31 protein-coding genes are annotated in these 26091 nt (G+C 60.8%); 13 read left to right on the top strand and 18 right to left on the bottom strand.

The genetic code is table 11. From position 1 onward, the window contains the following. Positions 1 to 9: 9 nt before the first annotated feature. The 3 genes from N5D22_RS10960 to N5D22_RS10950 are packed head-to-tail and all read left to right on the top strand — an operon-like array spanning position 10 to position 2618. Positions 10 to 297: a lipid-A-disaccharide synthase N-terminal domain-containing protein gene (locus N5D22_RS10960; protein WP_065113860.1), complete on the top strand. Its 288-nt coding sequence runs from the start codon at positions 10 to 12 to the stop codon at positions 295 to 297. Then, positions 272 to 1777 (top strand): glycosyltransferase family 39 protein, encoded by a 1506-nt coding sequence (locus tag N5D22_RS10955; protein WP_279656406.1) that lies wholly within the window; start codon positions 272 to 274, stop codon positions 1775 to 1777. Before N5D22_RS10960 ends, N5D22_RS10955 begins: the two co-directional genes overlap by 26 nt. Continuing rightward, positions 1770 to 2618, top strand: coding sequence for a phosphatase PAP2 family protein (locus N5D22_RS10950; RefSeq protein ID WP_279656405.1), 849 nt, complete (start codon positions 1770 to 1772; stop codon positions 2616 to 2618). The genes N5D22_RS10955 and N5D22_RS10950 overlap by 8 nt, the downstream gene beginning before the upstream one ends. A gap of 216 nt (positions 2619 to 2834) precedes the next feature. On the opposite strand, the gene N5D22_RS10945 is transcribed toward N5D22_RS10950, so the two are convergent. The 6 genes from N5D22_RS10945 to lgt form a co-directional block, all read right to left on the bottom strand. Beyond that, positions 2835 to 3767 (bottom strand): ribose-phosphate pyrophosphokinase, encoded by a 933-nt coding sequence (locus N5D22_RS10945; protein WP_279656404.1) that lies wholly within the window; start codon positions 3765 to 3767, stop codon positions 2835 to 2837. 220 nt (positions 3768 to 3987) lie between these two features. Then, the gene (locus tag N5D22_RS10940; RefSeq protein ID WP_279656403.1) at positions 3988 to 4728 is read right to left on the bottom strand and encodes a hypothetical protein; all 741 of its coding nucleotides are present in this window, start codon (positions 4726 to 4728) and stop codon (positions 3988 to 3990) included. Between the two features lie 89 nt (positions 4729 to 4817). Then, positions 4818 to 5969: a Xaa-Pro peptidase family protein gene (locus N5D22_RS10935; protein ID WP_279656402.1), complete on the bottom strand. Its 1152-nt coding sequence runs from the start codon at positions 5967 to 5969 to the stop codon at positions 4818 to 4820. A gap of 1 nt (position 5970) precedes the next feature. Continuing rightward, positions 5971 to 6765 carry a peptidoglycan editing factor PgeF gene (gene pgeF / locus N5D22_RS10930; RefSeq protein ID WP_279656401.1) on the bottom strand — a complete coding sequence of 265 codons (795 nt, stop codon included), beginning with the start codon at positions 6763 to 6765 and terminating at the stop codon, positions 5971 to 5973. 151 nt (positions 6766 to 6916) lie between these two features. Further along, complete coding sequence (locus tag N5D22_RS10925; protein ID WP_279656400.1) at positions 6917 to 8017, bottom strand: class I SAM-dependent methyltransferase; 1101 nt, start codon at positions 8015 to 8017, stop codon at positions 6917 to 6919. Positions 8018 to 8032: 15 nt separating this feature from the next. Continuing rightward, positions 8033 to 8845, bottom strand: a complete 813-nt coding sequence (gene lgt / locus N5D22_RS10920) for a prolipoprotein diacylglyceryl transferase (RefSeq protein ID WP_279656424.1) — start codon at positions 8843 to 8845, stop codon at positions 8033 to 8035. 96 nt (positions 8846 to 8941) lie between these two features. On the opposite strand from lgt, the gene N5D22_RS10915 reads away from it, so the two are divergent. From N5D22_RS10915 to N5D22_RS10895, 5 genes are all read left to right on the top strand, one after another. Beyond that, positions 8942 to 9187, top strand: coding sequence for a hypothetical protein (locus tag N5D22_RS10915; RefSeq protein WP_279656399.1), 246 nt, complete (start codon positions 8942 to 8944; stop codon positions 9185 to 9187). After that, positions 9153 to 9416 (top strand): accessory factor UbiK family protein, encoded by a 264-nt coding sequence (locus tag N5D22_RS10910; RefSeq protein ID WP_003522871.1) that lies wholly within the window; start codon positions 9153 to 9155, stop codon positions 9414 to 9416. Before N5D22_RS10915 ends, N5D22_RS10910 begins: the two co-directional genes overlap by 35 nt. 428 nt (positions 9417 to 9844) lie before the next feature. Further along, positions 9845 to 10345 carry a YbjN domain-containing protein gene (locus N5D22_RS10905; RefSeq protein ID WP_003522870.1) on the top strand — a complete coding sequence of 167 codons (501 nt, stop codon included), beginning with the start codon at positions 9845 to 9847 and terminating at the stop codon, positions 10343 to 10345. Position 10346: 1 nt separating this feature from the next. Next, entirely contained in the window at positions 10347 to 11165 is an 819-nt protein-coding gene (proC, locus tag N5D22_RS10900; RefSeq protein WP_279656398.1) for a pyrroline-5-carboxylate reductase, read from the top strand. A gap of 10 nt (positions 11166 to 11175) precedes the next feature. Further along, positions 11176 to 11517, top strand: a complete 342-nt coding sequence (locus N5D22_RS10895) for a tRNA-binding protein (protein ID WP_279656397.1) — start codon at positions 11176 to 11178, stop codon at positions 11515 to 11517. A 14-nt stretch (positions 11518 to 11531) separates the two neighbouring features. Here N5D22_RS10895 and N5D22_RS10890 read toward each other — a convergent pair whose 3' ends face one another. From N5D22_RS10890 to N5D22_RS10870, 5 genes are all read right to left on the bottom strand, one after another. Continuing rightward, positions 11532 to 12911, bottom strand: coding sequence for an ATP-binding protein (locus N5D22_RS10890; RefSeq protein WP_279656396.1), 1380 nt, complete (start codon positions 12909 to 12911; stop codon positions 11532 to 11534). 31 nt (positions 12912 to 12942) lie between these two features. Beyond that, positions 12943 to 13656, bottom strand: coding sequence for a response regulator transcription factor (locus tag N5D22_RS10885; RefSeq protein WP_279656395.1), 714 nt, complete (start codon positions 13654 to 13656; stop codon positions 12943 to 12945). A 2-nt stretch (positions 13657 to 13658) separates the two neighbouring features. Continuing rightward, entirely contained in the window at positions 13659 to 14192 is a 534-nt protein-coding gene (locus tag N5D22_RS10880; RefSeq protein ID WP_279656394.1) for a MarR family transcriptional regulator, read from the bottom strand. Positions 14193 to 14388: 196 nt separating this feature from the next. Beyond that, a complete protein-coding gene (locus N5D22_RS10875; protein WP_279656393.1) occupies positions 14389 to 14988 on the bottom strand; it encodes a DUF1236 domain-containing protein in 600 nt (199 codons plus the stop codon). 43 nt (positions 14989 to 15031) lie between these two features. Then, positions 15032 to 15160 (bottom strand): hypothetical protein, encoded by a 129-nt coding sequence (locus N5D22_RS10870; RefSeq protein ID WP_279656392.1) that lies wholly within the window; start codon positions 15158 to 15160, stop codon positions 15032 to 15034. A 60-nt stretch (positions 15161 to 15220) separates the two neighbouring features. On the opposite strand from N5D22_RS10870, the gene N5D22_RS10865 reads away from it, so the two are divergent. After that, a complete protein-coding gene (locus tag N5D22_RS10865) occupies positions 15221 to 15865 on the top strand; it encodes an MBL fold metallo-hydrolase (protein WP_279656391.1) in 645 nt (214 codons plus the stop codon). 89 nt (positions 15866 to 15954) lie between these two features. Here N5D22_RS10865 and N5D22_RS10860 read toward each other — a convergent pair whose 3' ends face one another. From N5D22_RS10860 to N5D22_RS10845, 4 genes are all read right to left on the bottom strand, one after another. Continuing rightward, positions 15955 to 16170 (bottom strand): cold-shock protein, encoded by a 216-nt coding sequence (locus tag N5D22_RS10860; RefSeq protein ID WP_003494703.1) that lies wholly within the window; start codon positions 16168 to 16170, stop codon positions 15955 to 15957. Between the two features lie 444 nt (positions 16171 to 16614). Further along, a complete protein-coding gene (locus N5D22_RS10855) occupies positions 16615 to 17517 on the bottom strand; it encodes a DMT family transporter (RefSeq protein WP_279656376.1) in 903 nt (300 codons plus the stop codon). Positions 17518 to 17671: 154 nt separating this feature from the next. Beyond that, complete coding sequence (locus tag N5D22_RS10850) at positions 17672 to 17983, bottom strand: hypothetical protein (RefSeq protein ID WP_279656375.1); 312 nt, start codon at positions 17981 to 17983, stop codon at positions 17672 to 17674. Positions 17984 to 18129: 146 nt separating this feature from the next. Next, complete coding sequence (locus N5D22_RS10845; protein ID WP_279656374.1) at positions 18130 to 19056, bottom strand: EAL domain-containing protein; 927 nt, start codon at positions 19054 to 19056, stop codon at positions 18130 to 18132. Positions 19057 to 19265: 209 nt separating this feature from the next. Here N5D22_RS10845 and N5D22_RS10840 point away from each other — a divergent pair, with 209 nt between their 5' ends. Continuing rightward, the gene (locus N5D22_RS10840; protein WP_279656373.1) at positions 19266 to 20468 is read left to right on the top strand and encodes a pyridoxal phosphate-dependent aminotransferase; all 1203 of its coding nucleotides are present in this window, start codon (positions 19266 to 19268) and stop codon (positions 20466 to 20468) included. Between the two features lie 209 nt (positions 20469 to 20677). Here the strand turns inward: N5D22_RS10840 and N5D22_RS10835 are convergent, their stop codons facing one another. Then, complete coding sequence (locus N5D22_RS10835; RefSeq protein ID WP_279656372.1) at positions 20678 to 21784, bottom strand: calcium:proton antiporter; 1107 nt, start codon at positions 21782 to 21784, stop codon at positions 20678 to 20680. A gap of 194 nt (positions 21785 to 21978) precedes the next feature. Between N5D22_RS10835 and N5D22_RS10830 the strand changes: the two genes are divergently transcribed. Beyond that, positions 21979 to 22245 carry a DUF2188 domain-containing protein gene (locus tag N5D22_RS10830; RefSeq protein ID WP_003522857.1) on the top strand — a complete coding sequence of 89 codons (267 nt, stop codon included), beginning with the start codon at positions 21979 to 21981 and terminating at the stop codon, positions 22243 to 22245. A 109-nt stretch (positions 22246 to 22354) separates the two neighbouring features. On the opposite strand, the gene N5D22_RS10825 is transcribed toward N5D22_RS10830, so the two are convergent. Next, the gene (locus tag N5D22_RS10825; RefSeq protein ID WP_279656367.1) at positions 22355 to 23299 is read right to left on the bottom strand and encodes a LysR family transcriptional regulator; all 945 of its coding nucleotides are present in this window, start codon (positions 23297 to 23299) and stop codon (positions 22355 to 22357) included. An 89-nt stretch (positions 23300 to 23388) separates the two neighbouring features. Here N5D22_RS10825 and N5D22_RS10820 point away from each other — a divergent pair, with 89 nt between their 5' ends. Both N5D22_RS10820 and N5D22_RS10815 read left to right on the top strand, forming a co-directional pair. Continuing rightward, positions 23389 to 24426, top strand: a complete 1038-nt coding sequence (locus tag N5D22_RS10820; RefSeq protein ID WP_279656365.1) for an NAD-dependent epimerase/dehydratase family protein — start codon at positions 23389 to 23391, stop codon at positions 24424 to 24426. After that, positions 24426 to 24815: a DUF6220 domain-containing protein gene (locus tag N5D22_RS10815; RefSeq protein ID WP_279656364.1), complete on the top strand. Its 390-nt coding sequence runs from the start codon at positions 24426 to 24428 to the stop codon at positions 24813 to 24815. The genes N5D22_RS10820 and N5D22_RS10815 overlap by 1 nt, the downstream gene beginning before the upstream one ends. Before the next feature lie 53 nt (positions 24816 to 24868). Here N5D22_RS10815 and N5D22_RS10810 read toward each other — a convergent pair whose 3' ends face one another. Beyond that, positions 24869 to 25981: an alkene reductase gene (locus N5D22_RS10810; RefSeq protein WP_279656363.1), complete on the bottom strand. Its 1113-nt coding sequence runs from the start codon at positions 25979 to 25981 to the stop codon at positions 24869 to 24871. Between the last annotated feature and the right edge of the window lie 110 nt (positions 25982 to 26091).

Raw genomic sequence — 26091 nt, 5'->3', positions numbered from 1 at the left:
ATATGGTCCATGCTGCATGTGAACAGCTGGAAGGAATTCATCTGGGTCTTGACCGGTTTCATGGGGCAGATGCTGTTCACCATGCGCTTTCTGGTTCAATGGATTTCGTCGGAACGGGCAAATCGCTCGGTTATTCCGGTGGCCTTCTGGTATTTTTCCGTTCTTGGCGGCCTTGTGCTGCTCTCTTATGCCATCTGGCGACGCGATCCGGTCTTTATTCTGGGGCAGGCTTCCGGCCTCTTCATCTATGCCCGAAATCTCTGGTTGATCCATGCAGAACGCCGCCAGCATGCATGACGGGGCGATCCTGCCTTATGCGCAGGCCGGCGATGAGCGGCGATGGCTGACATTCGCGCTGGCAGCGATTGTCCTCGTGACGGGGCTGCGCGTTCTGGGGCTCGCCTTCAACCGCACCGATCTTTTCGTCGATGAGGCGCAATATTGGCTATGGGGCAGGGAAATGGCGCTTGGCGCCTATTCCAAGCCGCCGCTGATCGGCTGGCTCATTCGCGCGGCGACCATTCTCGGCGGCGGCGAGGGCACGTTTCAGGTGCGGCTGGCCGCACCCGTGGTGCATGGCGTCGCGGCGGTGGCCATCCTTGCGCTCGGGCGGATGATCTATGATGTCAGGCTGGCCTCGCTGGCCGCCCTTATCTATCTGACCTTGCCGGCCGTGACGCTCGGCAGCCTGCTGATCTCGACCGATACGCCGATGATGCTGTTCATCGTGCTGTCGATGATATCAGTGCGGAAGCTTGCGCTGGCCCGCGGCGAGGGCAGGCCGGCGCTTGGCTGGAGCATCGCTCTCGGCCTCTGCTTCGGCCTCGGCCTGATGTCGAAATATGCGATGATCTATTTCCTGCCCTGCTTCATCGCCGCCGGCTGGCTTTGCGCGGCGTGGCGCATCCGGCTGCGGGATGCGGCGATTGCCGTGCTGGTCTGCGCCGCCGTCATCGCCCCCAATCTGTGGTGGAACGCGGCGCATGACTTCATGACCGCACGCCATACGGCTGACAATGCGAACTGGAATGGCGTCCAGCTGAAGATCGGTTCCGCGCTGGAGTTCTTCTTCTCGCAGGCGGGCGTGGTCGGACCATTCGTTTTCGTCGGCATGATCGTCGCGACAATCCGCGCGAAGAGCGCTGAAAGCCGGGCGCTGGTCGCTCTTTCGGTGCCGATCGTTCTCTTGATCACCGCGCAGGGCTTGATGTCGCGGGCGCTGGCCAACTGGGCGGTGGGCGCCTATGCCGCCGGTGTGCTTCTGGCGGTGCCGGTACTGGCGTCGCGGCGCTGGCTCACCGTGTCCAGCCTCGCGCTCGGCGGCATCGTGGCGGTCGCACTGCCGCTGATGACCATTGCCGGAACGGAGCTTCGCCTGCCGAGCGGCGAGCTGGCGATGAAGCGTTATCTCGGCCGCTCAGAGCTTGTGTCGACCGGTCTGTTACGGGCACGCGAGGCGGGGGCGGATGCCATCGTCGCGACGGATCGTTCCATATTGGCAGAGCTTTTTTATCAGTTGCGGGATGAAAAACAGGTGCTGACGCGTGCATTGCCGGAAACCGGCGTGCCTTCCAGCCACTATGCGCTTCTTTACCCGCTGAAAGCCGGCGAGGCGAAAAATCCCCTGTTTCTGGCGAGTGCGGATGGCCTGCCGGCCTGCCTTGCCGGCGAGGCGCCGGTTGCCCGCTGGATCGCCGGGCCAGGTTTCCTCGAGGGCAGGGAAATCGGCCTCTGGCGCCTGCCGCCGCAATGCATGCCGGAGGGCAGCAATGGATAATGATCTTTCGCATATGCGGATCACGATCTGGCTGACGCTCGCCACATTGGCGCTCGTCATCCTGTTTGCAACCTTTCCCTCCATCGATCTCAAATTCTCCGCGCTGTTTTTTTCTCCCGTGGGGCAGCCATGGTCCGGCCGTGAACCGTTTCCCGAATGGCTGCGGGACACGCTGCGCGAAGGCACGGAGCTTGCCACGCTTCTGGCCTTCATCGTCCTTGTCGGCAATCTGCGGCTGGGTACCTTGCAGCGAACCGGCTGGCGTGTCTGGGCCTTTCTGTGCGGGCCGGTGATCCTCTGCGCCGGGCTTCTCGTCAACGGTGTGTTGAAGGCGACCATCGGTCGGGCGCGCCCGTTCAGCGTTACAGAATTCGGTGGGCAGCAGCTTTTCACGCCGCCTTTCCAGTACAGCACGCAATGTTATTCGAACTGTTCGTTCTCTTCCGGGGAAACCGCGCTGATCGCCAGTTTTTTCCTGCCGCTCTGCGTGCTTGTCTGGCACCGCCTGCAATGGCGTGGCCGGTTCGTGATGGGAAGCATTGCCGCCGGTACGATCACCCTGATGTCCGGTCTGCGCATCGCGGCCGGTGGGCATTTCCTCAGCGATGTGGTGATGTCCATCCTGTTTTCCGCCCTTACCACCCTGTTTCTCTACCGGGCACTGGCGATAAGCCGCCATCGCCAGCTGTTCACCGGCGACGCCGTCTCGGCCGATACGGCCAGCATCTGGCGCAATGGCCGCCATGCCATCCTTACCCGCGTTCGGCGCTGGTGGCCGAAAATCAAGGCGGCGGTCTCCCGGCTGCAGCGGCCTCCGGATGCGGGGACGGCCTCGTCTTGAGAAGAAGTTGTGCGACGTCATCGATGTGAATGGCGAGCCTGCCGGACGCTGCCGCGTCATCCTCAGGCCTGTCCCGGGAATCTGCAACCGATTGATGTCGTTGACGTGATACATCCATGGGGAAAGCCCGAAGGACGCCGTTGCGAAAATGCCCGGCGCCGCGCCCGACCGCAGCTGGGCGGGCGCGAGCATGACGGCCGAGGTTTCTGAAGCTCTTTAGTCGAACAGGCCGGAAACTGACTGTTCCTGCGCGGTGCGGTTGATCGCTTCGCCGAGCAGGCCTGCGGTGCTGACCACGCGGATGTTATGCGCGGACTGAACGCTGGTGGTCGGCTGGATGCTGTCTGTGATGACGAGTTCGCGCAGCTTCGAAGAGGCCACGCGGGCAACCGCGCCGCCGGAAAGCACGCCGTGGGTGATATAGGCGGTGACGCTGGTCGCGCCCTTTTTCAGCAGGGCTTCAGCAGCGTTGCAGAGGGTGCCGCCGGAATCGACGATGTCGTCGATGAGGATGCAGTCCTTGCCGGAAACATCGCCGATGACGTTCATGACCTCGGATTCGCCCGGACGGTCACGGCGTTTGTCGACGATGGCCAGAAGACAGTCGAGACGCTTGGCGAGTGCACGGGCGCGGACCACGCCGCCGACGTCTGGCGAAACGACCATGACATTGTTGGTGTCGTAATGGTCCTTCACGTCGCGGGCGAGAATGGGCGCTGCGAAGAGGTTGTCGGTGGGAATATCGAAGAAGCCCTGGATCTGGCCGGCATGAAGATCGAGGGTGAGGACGCGGTCGGCGCCGGCTTCGGTGATCAGATTGGCGACGAGCTTGGCGGAAATCGGGGTTCGGGGGCCGGCCTTGCGGTCCTGGCGAGCGTAACCGAAATAGGGAAGCACCGCGGTAATGCGCTTGGCAGAGGAGCGGCGCATGGCGTCGATCATGATGAGCAGTTCCATCAGATGATCATTTGCCGGGAAGGAGGTGGACTGGACGATGAAAACGTCTTCGCCGCGCACGTTCTCGCTGATTTCTACGAATATTTCCTGGTCAGCAAACCGCTTTACAGTGGCATTTCCGAGAGGAACATTAAGATACTTGCAGATCGCTTCGGCAAGGTGCCGGTTCGAATTGCCTGCGAAAACCTTCATTGCGGCCGCCTGTTTCCATGCCATCGCCTTGCGTCACGGGGCTCAATCCACCGTAACCAAGCGTCGTTCAAGGGGAGGAACATCCGGCTGAAAAGCCTTTGCCGGATACGCCTTGTTGCCATGCGCGCCTTAATAGCGCTGTTGCTTCCGATTGCAAGAGGACTCCGCGCTTTCGCAATGATTTTCGTGAAATCTCTGTGACTTCTCCCGCCGTTTCACCTCATCCGCGTTGAGATTGCTTCCAGGATGAATAATCGTTGAGTGTTTTTGCGGCGATATCCTGCATGACCCTGTCGGTCACCGCCGCCCATGGATCGCTGCCTTTTGACGCCACCGTTTCCTGCCCCTGCAGGCGGTGAAGCCGCACGCCATTGGCATCGAGAATGTCCCAGACGTAGATGATATTCACCTTGCCGCCATCGGCGAAGGCGGAGAAATATCCCTTCAGGATGTTTTCGGCCGAATTGTCGTTGGAAGCGCGGATGGTGAGCCCCTTCGCCCGCGCTTCGGCTCCGAGCTGGCGTGACAATGGCGTCACCGCCTGCACGGGCGCGCCGATGATCGGTAGGAAGCGGATGGAATTTGCGGAAGAGGCGGGCGCAAGCGATGCCGTCTGCTGCGCCGGCGCGGCAGCGGGGGACTGAGTCGCGGGTTGGGCCTGGCCGAGCGGTTCGCCATACTGGTTGCCGCTGGATAGCGCCTGTGCCTGCGCCTGCAACGAGTTCTGCGGCGCATAGGCGGGAACGGAGGTTGCTGTTGCCGGAGCGCCTGCGGGCGCGCTGTCGGCAGCGGCGGCCATCCGGTCGAGATCGCCCTGGGTCACGGGTGTCGATTGCGAGGTATTATGGCCGACATCTACCTGAGGTGTCAGCGCTTCCGTCGTGTTGCAGCCTGACAGGGCCAGCACCAGCGCTGGAACGATGACGGCCGGAAAAAGGGGGGCGAACCCCGTCCGGTTCATGCGATTTTCCCTCTCATGTTCCGCTCCTTCTTGCCCAAGGTGGCGCAATGTAAGGGCGGTTTTCCCGCTCTGTCAAACCCGGCGGCGATTTAAGCTGTGAGAAGATCGAGGTTGTGGCGCGAGAGCGGCTCCGGCGCGCCGTCTGTGGTCAGATAGGTCTGGCCGAGCGTCATGGCCGTGCCGGAATCGGAATCCATCACGATCATATGCACGAAGAGCGTCATGTCGGCGCTGATCTCCTGCGGATTGCCGGCGTGGAACATCTGATGCTCCATCCAGGACGGCGAAAAGCGCGCACCCAGCGAATAACCGCAGGAGTTCAGCCGGTGGCGGGTCAAGCCGCGCTCGTCCATCACGCGGGCATGCACGTCGAAGACATCGCCAAAGGTCTTGCCGGGCCGCAGCACCTCCTCGATAGCGGTGAGGTTTTGCAGGCAGGCGCTGTAAAGCTCCTTCTGGCGGAAATCCTGTTCACCGATCACCACCGTGCGCATCATGGCGGCATGGTAATGGGCGCTGACACCGGCCCATTCCAGCGTCAGCTGATCCTTGGCGTCGAGCCTGCGGCGGCCGGCCTTGTAACGGCACAGCAGCGCATCCGCGCCGGAACCGACGATGAATTCATTGGCGGGGTAATCGCCGCCGCCGGCCAGAACCGCTCCCTGCATCGCTGCGAGAATTGCGGCCTCATCCGCGCCGGGCTTGATGAGCGGCAACGCCGCGTCCAGCGCCGCATCGGCCAGCTGGCCCGCCTTGCGCGCATGGGCGATCTCGGCCGGGCTTTTGACGAGCCTGAGGGTGCTGACCAGATAGGAAGCGTCGCTCATCTGGCAGAAGCTGGCGAGCTGGTTGTCCAGCAGGCGGGCGACGCGGCCGGTCATGCCGTGGGTGTCGTATTCGACGCCGACCTTCGCGCCGAGCAGGTCGAGATCGCTCAGCAGGTTTTTGAGGTCGAGCGTCGGGTCGGCATTGGGCCGGTCGACCCAGATAAGGATATTTTCGATGATGGAGGTGTTGCGGGCCTGACGCAGATCCGCCGAGCGGGTCAGAAGCGTCATGGAACCGTCCGACTTGACCACCAGCGTCTGGAAGAAGCAGTAGCCGAATGTGTCATAGCCGGTCAGCCAGTACATGCTTTCCTGCGCGAAAAGCAGAAGCGCGTCCAGCTTCTCCTCGGCCATTTTCGCGAGCAGCCGCTCGCGGCGGGCATCGAATTCCGAAAGCTCGAAATGCAGGGCCATGTCAGTCCTCCAGAATTGCGATTGCGGAAATCTGCCGGCCGTAATCGGGTTCGGCGCGATGGGTGGTGCGGCGATAGGAATAGAAGCGTTCTTCGTCCGGATAGGTGCAGAGGCCGAGATTTTCCGCCTTCACGCCGGCTTTGGTCAGGCGGTCGATGGTGAACTGCTTGAGGTCGAACAGCGCGTGGCCTTCCTTCTCTGTTTTGGCGAAATAATCCGCGTAGGCCGGATCGATATCGGTGAAACGCGCCACATATTCCGGCCCGACCTCGTAATTGCTCTGGCTGATGGAGGGGCCGAGCGAGGCGGCGATGCGCTCGCGGCTGGCGCCGAGCTTCGTCATGGTCTCGATGGTGTTTTCGAGCACGCCGAAGAGCGCGCCCTTCCAGCCGGCATGGGCAGCGCCCACGACGCCGGCTTCCGCATCGGCAAACAGGATCGGGCCGCAATCGGCGCTCAGCACGCCAAGCACGAAACCCGGCGTCGCCGTCACCATGGCATCGGCCTGCGGGCGATTGCCGTCATAGGTTTCATCGACCACGAGGACATCGGCAGAATGGATCTGGTGCACGGTGGCGAGGCGCTCTGAGGACAGGCCGAACCATTGTGTCACGCGCCGGCGGTTTTCCTGCACCTTTTCGGGTTCATCATGGGAGCCGAGGCCGACATTGAGGCCCTGATAAAGCCCTTCGGAGACGCCGCCCTGCCGGGTGAAAAAGCCGTGGCGGACGCGGTTTTCACCGAGGGCGACGAGCAGGGGACTCTGGATGGGGAGCGGCAGCGTTGCGTTCTGCATGGTGTGGGAGTTCCTTGGAGAATATCGCTGTTGGCCAGTGGAATAGGGTTGAGCGAGATGTTTCCTGTTGCCGCGGCGTTGCACGGCGTGTGTGATGCAGTGTGCCTGCTTCGTGTGTCGCGGCGATGTTGGCCCAGAGGTTATTGCGCTGTCAATCCACCGCGCGAAACGGCAGGAGATGTAGCGCGGGACTTGAAACGGCGATGACCTTGAAAAGTTCCCCCATCTTGCCGGCGCCTTCGCCGGCGAGGCGGTTCACCGCTTCGGCGATTTCCAGCGTCTGGTCGGGCGTGGCCTTGGCGGCAAGGGCGGCCGCGCGTTCCTTGAGGCCGAGGCCATAGAGAAAATCGCCCTGCCGCAGCGTGCCGTTGACATGCACGCCGGTTGCTTCGGCTGTTTTCACGAGGCTTTCGAAATCGACATGGCTGGTGAGGTCGGCTTCGCCGGGATGGGCAAGCGCCGGGTCGAAGGCGTGGTTGCGCATGGCCTGCAGCGTATCGCCATAACCGGCGACCAGATGGCCGTAATCGATGGCGAGCGCCGTGCCGCCGTGGGCGGAGAGGCGCTGGCAGATCGCGGTCATCACGGCTTCGCGGGCGGGTGAAACCTCGAATATGGTACCGGGAGGCTGGCGTTCCGGCTGGGGCGGCAGCAGGCTTGGGTCTATGCCGGCAATGCCCGTCGAAAAGACGAGTTCGTCATTGGCGTCGAGGCTGACCACGCGCTCTCGAAAGCCCTGCGGCGTCTTCACGAATTGCCGGATCGGAATGGCGTCGAAAAGTTCGTTGGCGACGAGGAGCAGGAAGCCCTCCGGCACATCGTCGAAACTGTCGTGCCAGGTCAGCCTGCCCGAATGGGCGGCCAGAGTTTCTTTCTGGATGGCGGAAAGGCGGGGGCTGGTTTCGACCAGATGCACCCGCATCGTCTCGTAAAGCGGCGGGGCGATGCGGCGGATCACACGCAGCATGTCCGACATCATGGTGCCGCGGCCGGGACCGATCTCCACCAGTTGCGTTTCCACGGGCGCACCGTGTCTTTGCCAGGCATGGACCACGAAAACCCCGAGCATCTCGCCGAAAAGCTGGCTGACTTCAGGCGCGGTGATGAAATCACCCGAACGGCCGAAGGGTTCGCGGCTTCTGTAATAACCGTGTTCAGGATCGGCGAGGCAGAGCGAGAAGTAGTCGGTAACGCTGAGCGGACCGTTGAGCCGGATAAGGGATTTGATGCGTTGCGCGAGCGGTGTCGTCATGGGTAATCATACCGTTCAGGCGATTTTTGCCGCGCTGCGCGCCCGCAGGATGGCCCACAGGCCGAGAGCGAACATCGGCGTGGAAAGCACCATGCCCATGGTCAGCCAGTTGCCGGCGAGATAACCGATCTGGGCGTCCGGCTCGCGGAAGAATTCCACGAAGATGCGCGACAGCGCGTAACCGCAGACGAAGATGCCGGTAACGACGCCGGGCGTTTTCAGCGCCCGGAAGGCATAGATGGCGATTGACAGGACGATGACGAGCACAAGGCCTTCGAGGCCTGCTTCGTAAAGCTGGCTCGGGTGCCGCGCAAAGGGGCCGCCGGTCGGGAAGACGACCGCCCATGGCACATCGGCGATGCGCCCCCACAATTCGCCATTGATGAAATTGGCGATGCGCCCGAACAGCAGGCCGATGGGCGCGACAGCGGCAATGATGTCGAACATGCTCCAGACCGGAATGCCGTTTCTGCGGGCGAAAAGGATCATGGCGATGGTGGTGCCGATCAGGCCGCCATGGAACGACATGCCGCCGTTCCATATCTCGATCGCCCTGATGGGATTGGCGGCGACGGCGGCGAGATCATAAAACAGGATGTAACCGATACGTCCGCCAAGCACGATGCCGCCGGCTGCCCAGAGGATGAAATCGTCGAGGTGCTGCGCCGAGATCGGCGACGTCCCGTTTGGCCACAGGCGATCCGTGCGGGCGAGGCGGCGGGCGTAAAACCAGCCAAGCATGATGCCGGCGACATAGGCGATGCCGTACCAGTGGATCGAGAGCGGGCCGAGGGACAGCGCCACCGGATCGATATTCGGGAAGGGCATGATGGCAAGTTGGGTGGGAGCGGCTGACAATCCGTATATTCCGTCATCGTTGCTGGGCGGACAACGGAACGAGCCATTGCCTCAAGGGGCCGGGCGATGATGCTCACCGGTCTCCCTGACGCGAGGAAAATGGCGATTGCGATGGCGGCGGTCAAGGTGATTCTTCAAGCTCCGGCTCAACATACCGTGGGCGGTGCCAGCCCTTGCGATTTTTCGATTTTGCTTGCAAGGCGGCGGTGGAGTGCCTACCTGAAGGCTATCAACAGCGGGCAAGACGATGCCCCTGAACCGACGAAGGACAAGCGCCATGAGCACGACAGGCACCAATCGTTTTCTGGATGAATTCGCCAAGCTGATGACCGATGCGGCCGGCGCGGCGCAGGGCGTGCGCAAGGAAGCCGAAGCCGCTTTTCACGCACAGGCGGATCGCTGGCTCAACAGCCTCGATGTCGTCCGCCGCGAGGAATTCGACGCGGTTCGCGAAATGGCCATTCAGGCGCGTGATGAAAACGATGCGCTGCGCGCCCGCATCGAGGCTCTGGAAGCGAAGCTTTCCGCCGCCAAGGACTGATTTTTTTAGCGTTTTTTCTGACGGGTCCCGGATCGCCTGCGATTCCGGGGCTTTTTATTTGCGGCCCATTCCACCCGAAGTCACGCCCGGTTGTTAAAACCGGCCACCGGCGTGAATTTTTTGGGGCCTGTGGACACTTCCAAAAAACACAATCGGCAGAGTCGCTTATGTATCTCGCCTGAGGTGATGGGGGAGGAGATATCCACTGTTCAAAAAGCAAAAATGGCGGCGAAGGGGTGGCAGTGGGACTCGGCCATTATACACTGATTTTAAATGATGATTCGAAAAGACCTGGTAAGCTCCAGACAGGGTGAATGCGTAATTCTGGTGGTGTCGGGCAATCGTCTCAAATGTTTATCCCGGTTTGTATGTGCGTTTTGTGCCCGGCGTTCAAAACAGGACATTCCTACCGGCTGAGAAGGTGCCGCATGAGTCTGATAGAATTTGAAATTGAGCGTCAGTCCAATCCCGTCGATATGATCGAGATTGTCGCCGCCTCGAATGACTGGTCGTTTGAGCGTTCGGGCGAAGACGAGATCGCCATGACTGTCGCCGGTCACTGGGCCGATTATCACGTCTCCTTTTCATGGATGGAAGAGTTTGAGGCGCTGCATCTTGCCTGCGCCTTCGACATCAAGGTGCCGGACCAGCGCGTCAACGAAGTCATTCGTCTGCTCTCTCAGGTCAACGGTCAGGTGCTGATGGGGCATTTCGATCTGTGGCGGCAGGAGGATGTGGTGATCTTCCGCCAGTCGCTGCTGCTGGCCGGCGGCGCCGAGCCGAACAACCAGCAGGTGGAAGTGCTGCTTTCCAGCGCGCTGGAGGCCTGCGAGCAATATTATCAGGCATTCCAGTTCGTCGTCTGGTCGGGGCTGGATGCGAAAAGTGCAATCGAAGCGGTCATGTTCGAGACCGTCGGAGAAGCGTAACATGGTGTACAAGGCTTCCGGGCCGCTCGTCCTGGTGGGTGCCGGCAATATGGGCGGTGCCCTGCTTTCAGGCTGGCTGAAAAAGGGTGTGCCGGGATCGCAGGTCATCGTCATCGACCCGCGCCCCTCCGACGCCATGCGCACGACTATTGCGGAAGCCGGCGCCGCCCATAGCGAAAGCGCGCCCGAGGGCGTGAAGGCCGGTATTCTTTTCGTGGCGGTGAAGCCGCAGATGATGGACGCCGTGCTGCCGTCGCTGAAACCCCTGCTGGGTCCGGAAACGGTCGTTGTCTCCATCGCGGCGGGCACCACCATTGCCACCTTCGTTTCGCATTTCGGTGCGGTTGCCGCCGTGCGGGCCATGCCCAACACACCCGCCATGGTGGGGCGCGGCGTCACGGGCGCCTATGCCAACGAGCGGGTAACGCCGGAGCTTAGAGCCGTGGTGGATGGCTTGCTGAAGGTCAGCGGCCCGGTCGAATGGGTGGAGGCCGAAAGCGATATAGACGCGGTGACCGCGGTTTCGGGAAGCGGCCCGGCCTATGTCTTCTATCTGGTGGAATGCATGGCTGAAGCCGGCCGCAAGGCCGGTCTGCCGGCGGATGTGGCCATGCGTCTGGCGCGCGAAACCGTGGCCGGCGCCGGCGAGTTGCTGCACCAATCCTCCGACGAGGCGGCGCGCCTGCGCCAGAATGTGACCTCGCCGGGCGGCACCACGGCTGCGGCGCTCTCCGTTTTGATGGCCGAAGACGGCATGCAGCCGCTGTTCGACAGGGCGGTCGCTGCCGCAAAAACGCGCGCTGAAGAGCTGGCGGGCTGAAGGGCGGGCCATGAGCGGTGAAATTTCCTATGCCGAGTTCGAGAAGGTCGATATCCGCGTCGGCACCATCGTCGAGGCCGAGCCTTTTCCCGAAGCGCGCAAGCCGGCAATCAAGGTGAAGATCGATTTCGGGCCGGAGATCGGCGTCAAGAAATCCTCGGCGCAGATCACGGTGCACTATACGCCGGAAAGTCTAGTCGGCCGGCAGGTTCTGGGCGTGGTGAATTTTCCGCCGCGCCAGATCGGCCCTTTCCGGTCCGAGGTCCTGACGCTCGGTTTTGCCGATGCCAATGGCGACATCGTGCTCGCCGCCGTCGAGCGGCCGGTGCCGAACGGCGAGAAAATGTGCTGATCGGCATTTTGCCGCTAAGCCGGTATCTTTACGATTACCCGCAATCCACCCATCGGGCTTTCATCGAGTGTCACATCGCCGCCGTGACTGCGGGCGATATCGCGGACGATGGAAAGGCCAAGGCCGGTGCCCGAAGCATTGAGATTGCGCGCCTCGTCCAGCCGGAAGAACGGCTTGAACACATCCTCGCGTGAATTCTCCGGAATGCCGGGGCCGTCATCGTCGAAGGTCATGATGATGGAGCGCGGCGCCTTGCGGATATCGATGTGGAGATTGCCGGCGTAGCGTCGCGCATTTTCGGCCAGATTGGCGACGAGCCGGGACAGCGCATTGGGCCGTGCGATGATCCGCTCGATATTGTAGAGTTCGTAGCTGAACTTCTTGCCGTGCAGCTCGAAATCATGGCGGATTTTTTCAAGAAGCGCCGGGAGCTCCAGCGTGCCGACATCCTCTTCGACATCGGTGCGGGCGAAGGTCAGATAGGCCTCCAGCATCGACTGCATGTCCTCGACATCCTTGTCGAGCCCCTCGAGATCGGGATTGTCGCCGGCGAGCGCCAGTTGCAGCTTGAAGCGGGTGAGGATCGTGCGCAGGTCGTGGCTGACGCCGTTCAGCATCGCGGTGCGCTGCTCCATCTGCCGCTCGATACGCTCGCGCATCAGGATGAAGGCGAGGCCGGCGCGCCGCACCTCATCCGCGCCGCGCGGGGAATAGCCGCTGATCTTCTGGCCTTTGCCGAAGTTTTCCGCCGCCTTGGCAAGCGCTTCGATGGGTTTGATCTGCCCGCGCAGGAAGAGGATGGAGATGGCGATCAGCACCAGCGACGCCCCGACCATCCAGACAAGGAAGATATGGGTGTTGGAGGCATAGGCCGAGCTGCGGCTGGTAAAGACGCGTAGCGTCTTGTTTTCCAGCTGGACACGGATTTCCACCAGTGAGCCGTTGCCATAGGTGTCGATCCAGAACGGCCTGCCGATCTGCTGTTTCAATTGGTCGGCAAGGATTCTGTCGAGGATCGAGAACAGCGGCTCCGGTCTCGGGGCCGGCAAGTCTGTCTTCGGCTCGATATAGACGCTGAGGTCCAGCTTATCGCGGGCGATGCGGATGACGCGCTGATAGTCGTCTTCTTCCGGGTCCGTCTGGAGCAGCTCGATGATCGCGGCGATATCGCGGGTGACGGCGGCGGAGAGGCGCTCCGTCACGAGCTGCCAGTGACGTTCCATGAAGACGGCCGCGACCACGGCCTGAAGCAGGATCATCGGCAGGATGATGATGAGCAGCGAACGGGTGTAAAGGCCGGTCGGCAGCCAGTGGCGCAGCCATCTGCCGGATGTGCGCCAGGCCTTGGCCGCGCCGCTGTTTCTGACCGTGCTGAGAAAATCGAGGCTCGCCATGGCCGTGCGTTCGCCCTTCCTTGAGTGCTCGTCAGTCCACGCTCAGGCGGTAACCGATGCCGCGCACCGTTTGCAGATAGATAGGGTTGGCAGGGTCGTCCTCGATCTTGCGGCGAAGACGGTTGATCTGCACGTCGATGGTTCTTTCGCCTACCTCCGATTCCGCTTCCACCAGTTCGTGGCGCGGAATGGTATCGCCGGCGCGCAGCGCAAAAAGCAGCATGATCTCCTGCTCGCGATCCGTCAGGCGGATCGTTTCGGGGCCGCGCCGCAATTCCTTCCTGGGAATGGAGAAGCTGTAGGGGCCGAACATGATCTGTTCGATCTTCGGCGTATCGGGCGAGGTATTGCGCCGCAGGATATTGTTGATGCGCAGGACAAGCTCGCGCGGGTCGAAGGGTTTGGCGAGATAATCGTCCGCTCCCGCTTCCAGCCCGGCGATGCGCGAATCCGCTTCCGAGCGGGCGGTCAGAAGGATGACCGGCACGGATTTGTCCTCGTTCAGCGAGCGGGTCAGCGAAAGCCCGTTTTCGCCCGGCATCATCACGTCGAGGATGAGCAGATCGAAACGGATGCCGACCATTTTGCGCCGGGCTTCGGCCGCATCGGCCGCCACGGAGATACGATAACCCTTGTCGCCCAGAAAGCGCTGCAGAAGGTCGCGAATGCGGGCGTCGTCATCGACGATCAGGAGATGGGCCGCATCGTCATCCGCCGGTGGACGTTTTGTCGGTGCTGTCGCCATCGTCACTCGTCCTCCACGGCCGCCGTCGTCGGGCTGCGCATCTGCGCCAGGAATTTGCGCACGCAGGCGCGGGCGTCGGGCCCGAGACCTTCCAGCGCGCGATCGATGCGGCGCGATTGCGGCTCGCTCAGCGCCAGCGCCAGTTCGCGACCCGTCAGCGTGGGGTAGAGCCTGCGCTGGCGGCGGTCTTCCGGGCCCGCCATCTGGCGGATGTAGCCGTCGTCGATCAATTGTTTCAGCACGCGGGCAAGGCTCTGTTTGGTGATCTGCAGCGTATCGAGCAGATCCGCCACCGTCATGCCCGGCTGCCGGCTGACGAAATAGACCACCCGGTGATGCGCCCGCCCATATTCCAGCTTCGACAGGATGACATCGGGATCGGAGACGAAATCGCGATAGGCGAAAAACAGCGCCTCGATCGTGTCGAAGTCGATCTTGCCGTCGTCAACCTTCGGGAGTGCCGGTATCTGCCTGGCGGCGGCGGTTTTGAGCGATTGCGGTGGCACTGCGGTTCCTTCATATTCTGCGGCTGACATGCGTCGATGCGCCAATATTCTGTAAACATAGCCGAAAATGCGTCCGCTCGGGAGCATGCCGCGATCATTTTCTGTTGCGGTGGATAATATGGCGCGGGTGCGGGCGCAACTGGAATCCTGAGCGGCTGTTGCCGGAAATAGAAAAGAGCGCGGAAACTCCGCGCCCTTCATCCGCCTATTGATATCCGCCGTGCGTTTACTGATAGACGTAGACAATCCGTCGCGTCGAAGGTTCGACCAGAACCGGCACGTCGTTCACCCGGACATAACGATATTGATAGTCCGGAATTTCGACGAGACGTGTATCCGACGGCAACACGCTACCGATGGCTATGTCGCCGTCATAGGTGACGGTGTCGGCGGGATGTTCGTCAATATAGGTCATCACCGATTGCGGCGGATCGACCTCACCGACGCGGCCGAGATTAGGATCGCCGGGATTGGGTTCTGCCTGCACACTCGAGGTCGTTTCGTAGGTCACGACAGGCACGCTGAGTTCCGAGCGGCGCTGTTCGAGAATGACCGGAGAGCCCTCATACATGACATTCAGATAATCGGCATGGGCCCAGCCGCGCAGGCCGTTGACTTCGATACGGCACCAGCTGCTGCCTTCCATGCAGCCATCCAGAACCGCATTGCTGCCGCGGGTGGCCAGGCCCACTTCGGGATAGTCTTCGCCGGGGCCCGAGCGAACGGAAACATCCGATGCGGTGGTGGCGACCATGGCGGCGTTTGCATAGCCCGCCATCAAGGCGAAGGCGCCGCCAGCGATCAGCATTTTTAGCGTCTTGTCCATGTGTCTCACTCCTTTCAAGACTGGACCTAGAACGTCGCAGCCATCAGGGCGTTCCACATTTTTCGCCGGCAATTCCGGCCATCGGCGGAAGAATTGCTGCTATCTCACTGTGTTCAATGGTGTTTTTCAGCGCGGCGCGATCGCTGAAAGCGGGTGTCTTTTCCGCTGCCATTGTGCCGCAACCGGTCGCGGGCTATAGGTGGCGGGACCTTTCAGACAGGAGACACAGGGTATGGGAAAGTTGCAGGCCGGCATTATTCCGGTCACGCCATTCGAGCAGAATTGCACCATCCTGTTCGATCAGGACACCAAGGAGGGCGTCGTCGTCGATCCCGGCGGAGATGTGGACGTCATTCTTCAGGTGGTGGCTGAAAACGGTATCACGCTGAAAGAAATCTGGCTGACGCATGGCCATCTCGATCACGCCGGCGGCGCGGATGAGTTGCGGGAAAAGCTGTCGCTGCCGATCGTCGGACCGCATGAGGACGACCGGCCGCTGCTAGAGCGGGTTGAAGCGCAGGCTGAAAAATACGGCATCAGCGGCCTTCGGAACGTCACGCCCGACAAATGGCTGAAGGATGGCGACAGGGTGTCCTTCGGGGACCACGTGTTCGAGGTTTACCATTGCCCCGGCCATGCACCCGGCCATGTCATCTATTACAACCGCGACCAGCAGTTTGCCCATGTCGGCGACGTGCTGTTTTCGGGATCGGTGGGGCGCACGGACCTGCCGGGTGGAAACCATGAGCAATTGATGGCGTCCATTCGCGACAAGTTGCTGCCGCTTGGCGATGATGTCGGGTTTATCTGCGGCCATGGCCCCGGCGGAAGGCTGGGTGATGAACGCCGCAGCAATCCCTATCTCCAGGGAATTTGAGCTTCCGGGAGAAGAGATGGACCGGTTCCACCATAAAAAAACCCGGCATTCCTGCCGGGCTTCAACTAGAAAAGAAAGCCGTTTTAGGGTCAGCCAGCAATCTGCAGATTGACTGCCTTCGGGCCCTTGCCGCGACGATCCGGTTCCGTGTCGAAGCTCACTTTCTGATTTTCTGAAAGTCCGGACAGGCCAGAAGCCTGTACAGCAGAGATGTGAACAAAGATATCAGCGCCACCATTGTCTGGCTTGATGAAGCCGAAGCCTTTGTCTGTATTGAAGAATTTTACGGTGCCAGTTTCGGCCATGCATCAGGTCCTTTTCGCTCTGCCCGCGTTCAGCTACAGGCAGCATTACAGTTTTGCCCCGCGAGGGCGTTGGCAGGCAGTTCTTGACTATTGAGAAAATGGACCTTCGCAGCGGGAAGTAATGGCGTTCTCATCCAACGTTTTTCGTCCCGCCGCCCGAGGTTTATAGCGTCCCCGGTGCGCAAATTTATAGGCCTTCCCATGCTCGCAAATTGCCCGAACCGCAGTAGAGTGATGCGTTTATCGAAAATTGGCAAGCAAAAGTTTTCACGGGCTTTTTGTCAGATAAAAAACCTGCGGTAGAATAACACCGTGCAATCGCATATTTTTTCTGCATAAGCGACAATTGATGAAATAATTGCCGTTTGCCGCAGGATTTCACGGCAAAATTTGAATGCCGTACCCGGATTTATGGCAGAACGAGAAAAATAAGTTCTTTTTTCGTCAGTTCGCTCCGGCCATGGATTTTTGCCGCTTCCTGGTCAGTTCCGGCACCAGTTCCACGATGAGGATCGCAACGAAGATTATCAGGCAACCGATGTAACCGGCGCTCGAAATGGTTTCCTTCAGGAAAATCGAGGCCAGCAAAGCGCCGAAAAGCGCCTCCGAGGACAGGAATATCGCTGCCTGCGGCGCAGTGGTGTAGCGCTGGCCGATGACCTGCAGCACAAAGGCGAGGCCGGAGGAAACGAGGCCGACATAGAGGATTTCCGCCAGCGATGCCTCGATGGAGGCCATGCTGATCGGCTCGAACACCACGCCGATCATGCAACTCAGAAGAGAGCAGACGGCGAACTGGGTGCAGGAAAGCGCCAGCGGCCGTCCGCTTTCGGAAACGAAGCGCCCGGCCAGCGTGATCTGGATCGCCCAGAAGAAAGCGCAGATGATGCTGAGAATGTCGCCCTTTGTCAGCGTCTCGAAGGCGCCGCCGGAGAGCAGGAATATGCCGCCGAGCATCATCAAGGCGCATGGCCAGACGATCCAGTGGGGATGACGGCGGTAAAGCACGACGGCGATGACGGGTACGAAGATGACGTAAAGGCCGGTCAGGAAGCTGGAATTGGTGACGGTCGTGGTCAAAAGTCCGACCTGCTGGGTGGTGGCGCCGCCGAACAGGGCAAGCCCCACGAGGATGAAGCTGCCGATCTCCGTGCGCTTCGGCGGCGATTTCAGCGACCGTGTTTCCATGAGCGCGAAGGGCAGCACGGCGATGGCGGCGATGGCGAAACGCAGGCCGACGAACCAGAAAGGGCCGATCGAGGCCATGGCGGAGGATTGGGCGACAAAGCCGCCTCCCCAGATTGCTGCGGCGAGCAGGAGCAGCATATTGGCCTGAATACGCGTCATTGTTGGCACCAGCACGGCAGGGGCCGGACGATCATTCAGTCACGGCCATGGCAAACAGGGGATTGTCTGAAATGTCGATCCGGCGATGCGGTCGACTGTTCCCGGGTGCTTTAGCAGCAACATCCCGATGCCGCAAGTCGAGGAGAAGGCTACTTTATTTGTAGCGGCGGGCCTCGTCCTTCAGGCTGCGCCGGGTGAGCGTCAGGCCGCCAATGCCGAGGCCGACAAAGGCTGCGGCCGAGAGGACGATGGTCAGGAGGTGGGGGCCGGCTTTCGTCGTTGCCGCCACCTGCGGGATGGCGGATGTCTGCAGGGTGTCGATTGCCTCAGCGGCCGCATTGGCGGAGGTGGCGATGCCGGCGGCCATGGTGACGATGACGAGAAAAGCGGCAACGGCCATCCAGAGGGAAAACAGCGTTCTCTGCGCCCTTAACCTTTCAACCGAAGTCCTGTCGTTGGTAAACATGGCTGTCGCCTCTTGTCCCTGTTCTTAAAGGATAAAAGAGGCTTCGAAATGGACGGCTTGGAGACCGAATTCTGGCGTTCCGCGGCATTTATTGCGGCAATATTGTGGCGGAAGCGATTGGAGAGCCCGTTTTGGCCGATTTGGCCTCAGAGGCCGCGTTTTCCGAAGGTCCGGGTCTGGCGCAGGGGATGTGCGTCATTGGGGCGTTCTTCGCGTGAAAATGACGGTGCGGCACCTCTATCCGGCCGGGCGGGAGGGGAGAAATAGGCGCTTCCGAGTTCGGGAAAACGTGTGTCGAAACTGGTCGGTGCGAGTTCGGGTTTTGCCAGAATATAACCCTGCATCAGGAAGACGCCGAGTTCTTCGCACTGATCCACCTGCCATCCGGTTTCCAGCCCTTCGAATACCGGCTCGATCCCGTCCTCGCGAAACTGGCTGACGATGACGCGCAAAAGCGCGGCGCCCGCCGAATTCTGCATGAAGTCGCGCACCCAGCCCGCTTCGAATTTCACGTAGTCGGGCTTGATGAGCTTCACGCGGTCGATGTCGGAATCGCCGGCGCCGTAATCATCGAGCGCCACGCGGAAACCGATATCATGCATATGGTAAGCGAAGTCGGCGACGATCTGCGTGTCGGAGGCTTTTTTCTCCGAGATTTCGCAGACGATGCGATCCGCCGTCATGCCGGCCTCGTGGGCCGCAAGCCGCATGCGCTCCACTTCCTGGCGCATCTTGGCCGGGGTCTGGAACAGGCCCGGATGGAAATTCACGAAGATGCGGGCGCGGGAACGGTTGAGCCTGCCGGTGTTGAGGATGTGAATCGTGCGCAGGATGCTGTCGATATTTTCGATGTCTTCAGGCGCCACGAGGGCGAAAAATTCGCCCGGCGTCACCGGCTCGCCATTGCGATGCGGACGCACCAGCCCCTCGAAGGAATCGATGTCCAGCATGCCGCTCGGCGTGCGGCGGAAAATGGGCTGCAGGGCCGATTTCAGGTTGAAGCTGCGATAGGCCGTGGACCATGTGCCATCGACCTCGCGGACAAGACTGGAAAAGATGCTTTTGAGCGCCATTTTTCAACCAGCTATAGAGACACGACCTCTAGGCTCGTGAATGTAGCGTATCAAGCGTTACTTCCAGGTTAAGGAAGGTTTAAATTCTCGGTTACCGCAGATAAGCCGGCTTTTGACCTTGAAAGAAGGCCTGTCTTTCGACATAGAAAATGCCGCAGCAGACAAGTTTTCCATTCTGCCGATGTCAACCCCAATAGGACCGATTAAAAATGGCCTTCCTTGCCGACATTCTCTCCCGCGTAAAGCCATCCGCCACCATCGCCGTTACCCAGAAAGCCCGCGAGCTGAAAGCACAGGGCCGCGATGTGATCAGCCTTGGCGCCGGCGAGCCGGATTTCGATACGCCCGACAATATCAAGGAAGCGGCCATTGACGCGATCAAACGCGGCGAGACCAAATACACGCCCATTTCCGGCATTCCGGAACTGCGCAAGGCGATTGCCGACAAGTTCAAGCGTGAAAACGGCCTGGACTACAAGCCGGAACAGACCATCGTCGGCACCGGCGGCAAGCAGATCCTCTTCAACGCCTTCATGGCCACGCTGAACCCGGGTGACGAAGTCATCATTCCGGCGCCTTACTGGGTCAGCTATCCGGAAATGGTGGCGATCTGCGGCGGTACGCCGGTTTTTGTCGATGCCACACTGGAAGACAATTTCAAGCTGAAGCCGGAAGCGCTGGAAAAGGCGATCACGCCGAAGACCAAGTGGTTCGTGTTCAACTCGCCGTCCAACCCCTCGGGCGCCGCCTATTCGCATGACGAGCTGAAGGCGCTGACGGATGTGCTCGTCAAGCATCCGCATGTCTGGGTGCTGACGGACGACATGTATGAGCACCTGACCTATGGCGATTTCAAATTCGTCACGCCGGTCGAAGTGGAGCCGTCGCTTTATGACCGCACGCTGACGATGAACGGCGTTTCCAAGGCCTATGCCATGACCGGCTGGCGTATCGGTTACGCCGCCGGCCCGCTGCCGCTCATCAAGGCCATGGACATGATCCAGGGCCAGCAGACCTCGGGCGCAAGCTCGATTGCGCAATGGGCGGCTGTCGAAGCCTTGAACGGCACGCAGGATTTCATTCCGACGAACAAGAAAATCTTCGAAGGCCGCCGCGACCTCGTCGTCTCCATGCTCAACCAGGCCAAGGGCATCAGCTGCCCGGCTCCGGAAGGCGCGTTCTACGTCTATCCGTCCTGCGCCGGTCTGATCGGCAAGACCGCGCCTTCGGGCAAGGTCATCGAGACGGATACGGATTTCGTTTCCGAGCTTCTGGAAGCTGAAGGCGTCGCCGTCGTGCAGGGATCGGCTTTCGGCCTCGGCCCGAACTTCCGCATTTCCTACGCCACGTCGGAAGCGCTGCTGGAAGAAGCCTGCAAGCGCATCCAGCGCTTCTGCGCCGATTGCCGCTGATCGGTTGTGATCTCAAATGAAGAAGCCCGGCAGCGATGCCGGGCTTTTTTGTTCGGTGGAGTTCTCCGCACACTCCACGTCATCCTCGGGCCTGACCCGAGGATCCACAACCCGGAGCGATGGATCCTCGGGGCAGGCCCGAGGATGACGGAGGAGAGGTTTCGACGACGCCTTGTCAGGTGCTGGAAATCCAGGCGCGACGCTCGTTTTTAAAGCCCCAGAAACAGCAGCATGATGAAGGTGGCGAAGAGAATGAAATGCGTCATTCCTTCAATCGCATTGGTTTCGCCGTCATTGAGATTGATGGCGGCGGCTATGAGGGTGATGAAGACCATGACGGTCTGAACCGGCGTCATCGCCATGATGAAGGGCTGGCCGGTATAGAGCGCGATGCCCTCCATGACTGGTACGGTCAGGATCACCGTCGACAGCGACGCGCCCATGGCGATATTGACCACGGCCTGCATACGGTTGCGCAAGGCGGAGCGGAGCGCGGTGAGGATTTCCGGCGATGCCGAGATCGTTGCCACCACCACCGCCATCAGCGCCGGCGGCGCGCTTGTGCCCTCGAGGCTTTCGCTTAAGAAGGCGGACATGAACTCCGCCAGCACGCCGATCAGCACCACGCCGGCAATGATGAGGCCGATGGAGAGGGGCACGCTGCCTTCGTCCTCCTCGTCCGCATGGCTGTCCGGCGCCTGACCGGCCGGGTGTGTCTTGCGGGGATAGGTGTAGCTGAAGAAATAGCTGTGCGGGCCGACCTGCATTTTGAGGAAGAGCGCGTAAAGCGCGATCATCGCGACGATGGTGAAGGCGGAATAGACGTGCCAGCTCTGTTGCGGAATGAATTCCGGCACGATCATCGATATGCCCATGGCCGTCAGGATCATCACGCCGTAGGTCTTGCCGGAATCGTCATTATAAGGCTGCTCGCCGTGGCGAAGGCCGCCGAGCAGGGCGGCGAGACCGAGAATGCCGTTGATGTCGATCATCACGGCGGAATAGATCGTGTCGCGCACCAGCGTCGGTGAACTGGATTCGCTCATGATGATGGCGAGGATCAGCACTTCCACCGCGACGGCCGACAGCGTCAGGATCATGGTGCCATAGGGATCGCCGACCTTGGCGGCGAGGATTTCGGCGTGATGGGCAACGCGCATCGAGACGAGAACAATGAGCCCGATGAGCATGATTGCAGCGATGAGCGCCGCCGTTTTTCCGGCTTCGAATATCGCATGTTCGGCCATATAGGCGAGGATTGCCGCCGGTATCGCCAGCAGCAGCATGCGCTCCTGTTTCAGAATAGAACCCGCCATCGATTTCCCTTCCCCCTGATCGGCTCAGGCTGTGACGTATCGCCCGTGAGATCAAGCAGGATTTGCGCTTGAATGCTTTTGGTAGGATAGTGGTGTCGCAGGACATGCTGCTCATGCCGCGCTGTCCCATCGGGTGCAATGCTTGAAACGCGGTTGTGGTTGCCATGTCGCCTACCGAGACAGGAGGACCATGCATGACCAAAGTGGTATATGAAATCGTCGAGCATGACGGTGGCTTCGCCTACCGCATGAACGGCGCTTATTCCGAAACATTCCCTTCTTATGCGGATGCCGTCGAGGCTGCGCGCATCGTCGCCGCCGAACAGCAGGTGGGGGGCGATGACGAGGAAATCAGCTATCAGGATGAGAGCGGCCACTGGCATGAAGAATACAGCCAGGGCGGCGATCGGCCGGAAGCCGAGGTGGTCGACAAGACAACACAGCAGGCCAGACCGTTTTGATCAGCGATCCGTGGATTTCCAGCAAGACCGTGATCATTTTGCGTATTTCGTCGGTCTCTTCCAGGCAATTGCGGGTGCAGGGCTGCGTGGTATCGATGCGGGATTGGCATTAGCGCCTTTTCGGCGGAGCGCCCGGATCGGTTTCTTTGAGATGACCCTTGAGACCTTCGACGAGGGCGCTGAACACGGCACGACATCGCGGTGAGGTCTTGAGATTTTCATGCATCGCGACCCAGGTGTGGAGCGGGATGTCGACTTTCGGAAGCACCTGAACAAGCCGGGGGTCCTTGCGCGCCAGGCCGATCTGACAGACGCCGATGCCCGCGCTGGCGCGGATCATGGCAAGCTGGGCGAGATTGCTGTCGGCGCGGATTTCAAAGGAAATTTCCTCGATATCGGGTATATCAGGATCGAGCGAGCGCATCCGCTGGATGGCCGCCCGGATGAACGGCGTCTTGCGGTCGAAACCGACCATCCGGTGGTGGTTCAGGTCTTCCATGCTCTTCGGGGCGCCGGCTCTTGCCAGATAGTCGCGTGTCGCATGAAATCCCAGGCGGAAATTGCCGATGTAACGCATGACGATCGCATCCTGCTGCGGCTCGGTCATGCGAATGGCTATATCCGCCTCGCGCCTTAAAAGGTCTTCAAGCGTATCGGAGAGCGAAAGCTCGATTTCAAGCCGGGGGTGGACCTCCTGCATGGCGGCGATGATTGGCGGCAGCATTTCCACGCCGATGATATCGGAAGCGCTGATGCGTACCGTGCCTTCGATCTTGCCGACTTCGCCGGAGGCCGCGCGCATGAGGGCGGCGGTCGTCGCCGCGAGATTTTCCGCATAGGGGCGAAGCGCAAGCGCCGCTTCCGTCGGCATCAACCCGTGCGGCGAGCGGATGAACAGCGGAAAGCCGACGGCCTCTTCCAGCGCGCCGATATGACGTCCCGCCGTCGGCTGGGTAATGCCGAGTTCGCGGGCGGCGGCGGAAAGCGAACCGTCGCTCAGCACGCTGAGGAAGGTGCGATAAAAATCCCAGCTGATGTCACGGTTTCTAGTCATAAGATTTTGTATAGCTGCTCCACTCATTTCGATAATTTCGTATATCGCGGAACGGGACGATACTCCAGCCCACAACAAGGAGTACGGCGATGATATATGAAAACAACGCAAATGCAGCGCGGAATGAACGGCCTCTGGCCCTGATTTTGGGGGTGAATGGCGGTGTCGGCAGTCAGGTCTCCAGAATGCTGCAGCAACGGGGATGGCGGGTGAGGGCGATGACGCGCCAGCGGGGGTCAACGGGCGCTACGGACGGCATCGAACGAGTGACCGGGGACGCCATGAACCGGCAGGATGTGATGGATGCGGCAAAAGGCGCGAGCCTCATCGTCCATGCGGTCAATCCTCCCGGATATCGCAACTGGGAAAGCCAGGTGCTGCCGATGCTGGACAATAGCATCGCCGCCGCCGAGGCCTGCGGGGCGAGGATCGTCTTTCCGGGCAGCGTCTATAATTTTGGCACGGACGCCTTTCCGCTTCTGACGGAAGACAGCCCGCAAAAGCCTTTTACCCGCAAGGGCGCGCTGCGTGTGGAGATGGAGCGACGGCTGAAAATGGCGTCGATGCGCGGCGTGCCGGTGCTGATTGTCCGCGCCGGGGATTTCTTTGGGCCGGACGCGAGAAACAACTGGTTTTCGCAGATGCTGGTGCGGCCCGGAAAGCCGGTCCGCAGCGTTCAGAATCCCGCAGCGCCCCATGCGGGGCATCAATGGGCCTATCTGCCTGACGTGGCGGAGACAATCGGGCGGCTGCTTGATCGCGCGGACGCGCTTCCGGCTTTCGCTGTTTATCACATGGAGGGTTTCTGGGATTTCGACGGGTTGCAACTAGTTGAAGCCATCGAGCGGGTTGTCGGTCATCCGGTCAAGAGGCGGCAGTTATCCTGGTCGGGCATCAAATTGGCCGCCCCCTTCGTTCCCCTGTTCCGCGAAGTGCTGGAAATGCAATATCTCTGGCAGATGCCGATCCGGATGAGCAATCGCAGGCTGACCGATTTCCTCGGAACGGAACCCAGAACACCGATCGACATCGCGGTAGCGACGACACTGGCGAGCCTCGGCTGCCTTGAACAGAGGCCGCAGCCGTCGAGCCTCCCGCATCCGGCCGATGCCGGGGGCAGGGTGTGATGGCCACGGTTGCGAATGGGATGTCGGCCCGGCGTCGCGTGTTTGCCGTGATTTCGGCAAGCGTGCCGGTGCTGATCTTCGCGCAGGTTCTGCTCGCCGGACTGTCGATCTATTATGACGGATCGCTACTTTCGCTGCACAAGGGGCTCGGCATTTTCATCGCCGTCCCCATCGCGTCGCTGGTCGTGCTGGCGCTGCGTTATGAAGATGTGCGGCCGAACCTTGCACGGGCGCTGATACTGCTTGCTCTCTATTGTCTTCAGGTGGCCCTGATGAGCATCGGCCGGGAAACGGGCAACGGGTTCCTGCAGGCGCTGCATGTGCCCAATGCCTTCGTGATGGGTGCGTTTTCCGATTTTGCCGCGCGGCAGGCGCGAAGCCTGGGCTGAAAGAAAACGCCGCACCGCTTTCGGGCAGTGCGGCGTCTTTGCTTTATCCTTTATCAGGCAAGCGCCGGATAGTCGGTGTAACCTTCGGCTCCGCCGCCATAGAAGGTCGGCTGGTTCGGCTCGTTGAGCGGCGCGTCGTTTTTCAGGCGGCGCACCAGATCCGGATTGGCGATGAAAGCCTTGCCGAAAGCCACGGCATCGACCTTACCGCTTTCAACCGCCTCGATGGCGCTCTCACGGTCGTAGCCATTATTGGCGATCCAAAGGCCCTTGCCGCCGGCATTGCGATAAGCGGCCTTGAAGGCGGCGTAATCGAAAGGCTTGTCGCCCTGGTTGAAATCGCGCGGGCCGCCGGTTGCGCCTTCAACGACATGGATGAAGGCGAGATTGCGCTTGCCGAGCTGTTCCACCACGTAATTGTAGAGCGGCTGCGGATCGGCTTCGAAAATATCGTTGGCGGGGGTAACCGGCGAGAGACGGATGCCGGTACGGCCTGCGCCGATCTCTTCCGCCACCGCATCGACAACTTCGAGCAGGAAGCGGGCGCGGTTTTCAATCGAGCCGCCATACTCGTCGGTGCGCTGGTTGGTGCTGGATTTCAGGAACTGCTCAATCAGGTAACCATTGGCGGCATGGATTTCGACGCCGTCGAAACCGGCCTCCAGTGCTGCGCGGGCGCCGCTGCGGTAATCCTCGAGGATAAGGCCGATATCGTCGATGGTGAGGGCGCGGGGCTCGGAGGTTTCGGCAAAGGCGCCGGTGCCGTCATCATTGATGATATAGGTCTTCGACTTGGCGGGAATGGCCGATGGCGCGACCGGCTGGCCGCCATGCGGCTGCAGCGAGGTGTGGGAAATGCGGCCCACATGCCAGATTTGCGCGACGATCTTGCCGCCGGCCGAATGCACGCCATCCGTAACCTGTTTCCAGCCCGCGATTGCTTCCCGCTTGTAGAGGCCGGGAACGTCAGCATAACCCTGACCCTGCTGGGAAATCGGCGTTCCCTCGGTGACGATCAGCCCGGCTGTGGCGCGCTGTTCGTAATAGGTGGCGTTGAGATTGTTGGGAATGGCGCCCGGCGAACGGTTGCGGGTCAAGGGGGCCATGACGATACGGTTGGCGAGTGCGATATCGCCGGCCTGTGCCGGTTCGAAAAGACTGGTCATGCGACTTCACTTTCTGGTCGGTTGGCAAAACTGCGCGGGGGACGCGCTGTCCTTCTGTCTGGGTGCCGGAATGAAAACCGTCTTGCGGTTTCCGGTCCGACACCCCGGGG

The sequence above is a fragment of the Agrobacterium sp. GD03872 genome (assembly GCF_029840625.1).
Classification (GTDB): Bacteria; Pseudomonadota; Alphaproteobacteria; order Rhizobiales; family Rhizobiaceae; genus Agrobacterium; species Agrobacterium fabrum_A.
Note: the sequence above shows the minus strand (reverse complement) of the source record. Positions and strands in the feature narration are given on the sequence as shown.

Bases quoted from the DNA above. Each gene is read 5' to 3' on its own strand.
- N5D22_RS10960 (WP_065113860.1), top strand. From the start codon at position 10: ATGCTGCATGTGAACAGCTGGAAGGAATTCATCTGGGTCTTGACCGGT.
- N5D22_RS10955 (WP_279656406.1), top strand. From the start codon at position 272: ATGCAGAACGCCGCCAGCATGCATGACGGGGCGATCCTGCCTTATGCG.
- N5D22_RS10950 (WP_279656405.1), top strand. From the start codon at position 1,770: ATGGATAATGATCTTTCGCATATGCGGATCACGATCTGGCTGACGCTC.
- N5D22_RS10945 (WP_279656404.1), bottom strand. From the start codon at position 3,767: ATGAAGGTTTTCGCAGGCAATTCGAACCGGCACCTTGCCGAAGCGATC.
- N5D22_RS10940 (WP_279656403.1), bottom strand. From the start codon at position 4,728: ATGAACCGGACGGGGTTCGCCCCCCTTTTTCCGGCCGTCATCGTTCCA.
- N5D22_RS10935 (WP_279656402.1), bottom strand. From the start codon at position 5,969: ATGGCCCTGCATTTCGAGCTTTCGGAATTCGATGCCCGCCGCGAGCGG.
- pgeF (WP_279656401.1), bottom strand. From the start codon at position 6,765: ATGCAGAACGCAACGCTGCCGCTCCCCATCCAGAGTCCCCTGCTCGTC.
- N5D22_RS10925 (WP_279656400.1), bottom strand. From the start codon at position 8,017: ATGACGACACCGCTCGCGCAACGCATCAAATCCCTTATCCGGCTCAAC.
- lgt (WP_279656424.1), bottom strand. From the start codon at position 8,845: ATGCCCTTCCCGAATATCGATCCGGTGGCGCTGTCCCTCGGCCCGCTC.
- N5D22_RS10915 (WP_279656399.1), top strand. From the start codon at position 8,942: ATGATGCTCACCGGTCTCCCTGACGCGAGGAAAATGGCGATTGCGATG.
- N5D22_RS10910 (WP_003522871.1), top strand. From the start codon at position 9,153: ATGAGCACGACAGGCACCAATCGTTTTCTGGATGAATTCGCCAAGCTG.
- N5D22_RS10905 (WP_003522870.1), top strand. From the start codon at position 9,845: ATGAGTCTGATAGAATTTGAAATTGAGCGTCAGTCCAATCCCGTCGAT.
- proC (WP_279656398.1), top strand. From the start codon at position 10,347: ATGGTGTACAAGGCTTCCGGGCCGCTCGTCCTGGTGGGTGCCGGCAAT.
- N5D22_RS10895 (WP_279656397.1), top strand. From the start codon at position 11,176: ATGAGCGGTGAAATTTCCTATGCCGAGTTCGAGAAGGTCGATATCCGC.
- N5D22_RS10890 (WP_279656396.1), bottom strand. From the start codon at position 12,911: ATGGCGAGCCTCGATTTTCTCAGCACGGTCAGAAACAGCGGCGCGGCC.
- N5D22_RS10885 (WP_279656395.1), bottom strand. From the start codon at position 13,656: ATGGCGACAGCACCGACAAAACGTCCACCGGCGGATGACGATGCGGCC.
- N5D22_RS10880 (WP_279656394.1), bottom strand. From the start codon at position 14,192: ATGTCAGCCGCAGAATATGAAGGAACCGCAGTGCCACCGCAATCGCTC.
- N5D22_RS10875 (WP_279656393.1), bottom strand. From the start codon at position 14,988: ATGGACAAGACGCTAAAAATGCTGATCGCTGGCGGCGCCTTCGCCTTG.
- N5D22_RS10870 (WP_279656392.1), bottom strand. From the start codon at position 15,160: ATGGCAGCGGAAAAGACACCCGCTTTCAGCGATCGCGCCGCGCTGAAA.
- N5D22_RS10865 (WP_279656391.1), top strand. From the start codon at position 15,221: ATGGGAAAGTTGCAGGCCGGCATTATTCCGGTCACGCCATTCGAGCAG.
- N5D22_RS10860 (WP_003494703.1), bottom strand. From the start codon at position 16,170: ATGGCCGAAACTGGCACCGTAAAATTCTTCAATACAGACAAAGGCTTC.
- N5D22_RS10855 (WP_279656376.1), bottom strand. From the start codon at position 17,517: ATGACGCGTATTCAGGCCAATATGCTGCTCCTGCTCGCCGCAGCAATC.
- N5D22_RS10850 (WP_279656375.1), bottom strand. From the start codon at position 17,983: ATGTTTACCAACGACAGGACTTCGGTTGAAAGGTTAAGGGCGCAGAGA.
- N5D22_RS10845 (WP_279656374.1), bottom strand. From the start codon at position 19,056: ATGGCGCTCAAAAGCATCTTTTCCAGTCTTGTCCGCGAGGTCGATGGC.
- N5D22_RS10840 (WP_279656373.1), top strand. From the start codon at position 19,266: ATGGCCTTCCTTGCCGACATTCTCTCCCGCGTAAAGCCATCCGCCACC.
- N5D22_RS10835 (WP_279656372.1), bottom strand. From the start codon at position 21,784: ATGGCGGGTTCTATTCTGAAACAGGAGCGCATGCTGCTGCTGGCGATA.
- N5D22_RS10830 (WP_003522857.1), top strand. From the start codon at position 21,979: ATGACCAAAGTGGTATATGAAATCGTCGAGCATGACGGTGGCTTCGCC.
- N5D22_RS10825 (WP_279656367.1), bottom strand. From the start codon at position 23,299: ATGACTAGAAACCGTGACATCAGCTGGGATTTTTATCGCACCTTCCTC.
- N5D22_RS10820 (WP_279656365.1), top strand. From the start codon at position 23,389: ATGATATATGAAAACAACGCAAATGCAGCGCGGAATGAACGGCCTCTG.
- N5D22_RS10815 (WP_279656364.1), top strand. From the start codon at position 24,426: ATGGCCACGGTTGCGAATGGGATGTCGGCCCGGCGTCGCGTGTTTGCC.
- N5D22_RS10810 (WP_279656363.1), bottom strand. From the start codon at position 25,981: ATGACCAGTCTTTTCGAACCGGCACAGGCCGGCGATATCGCACTCGCC.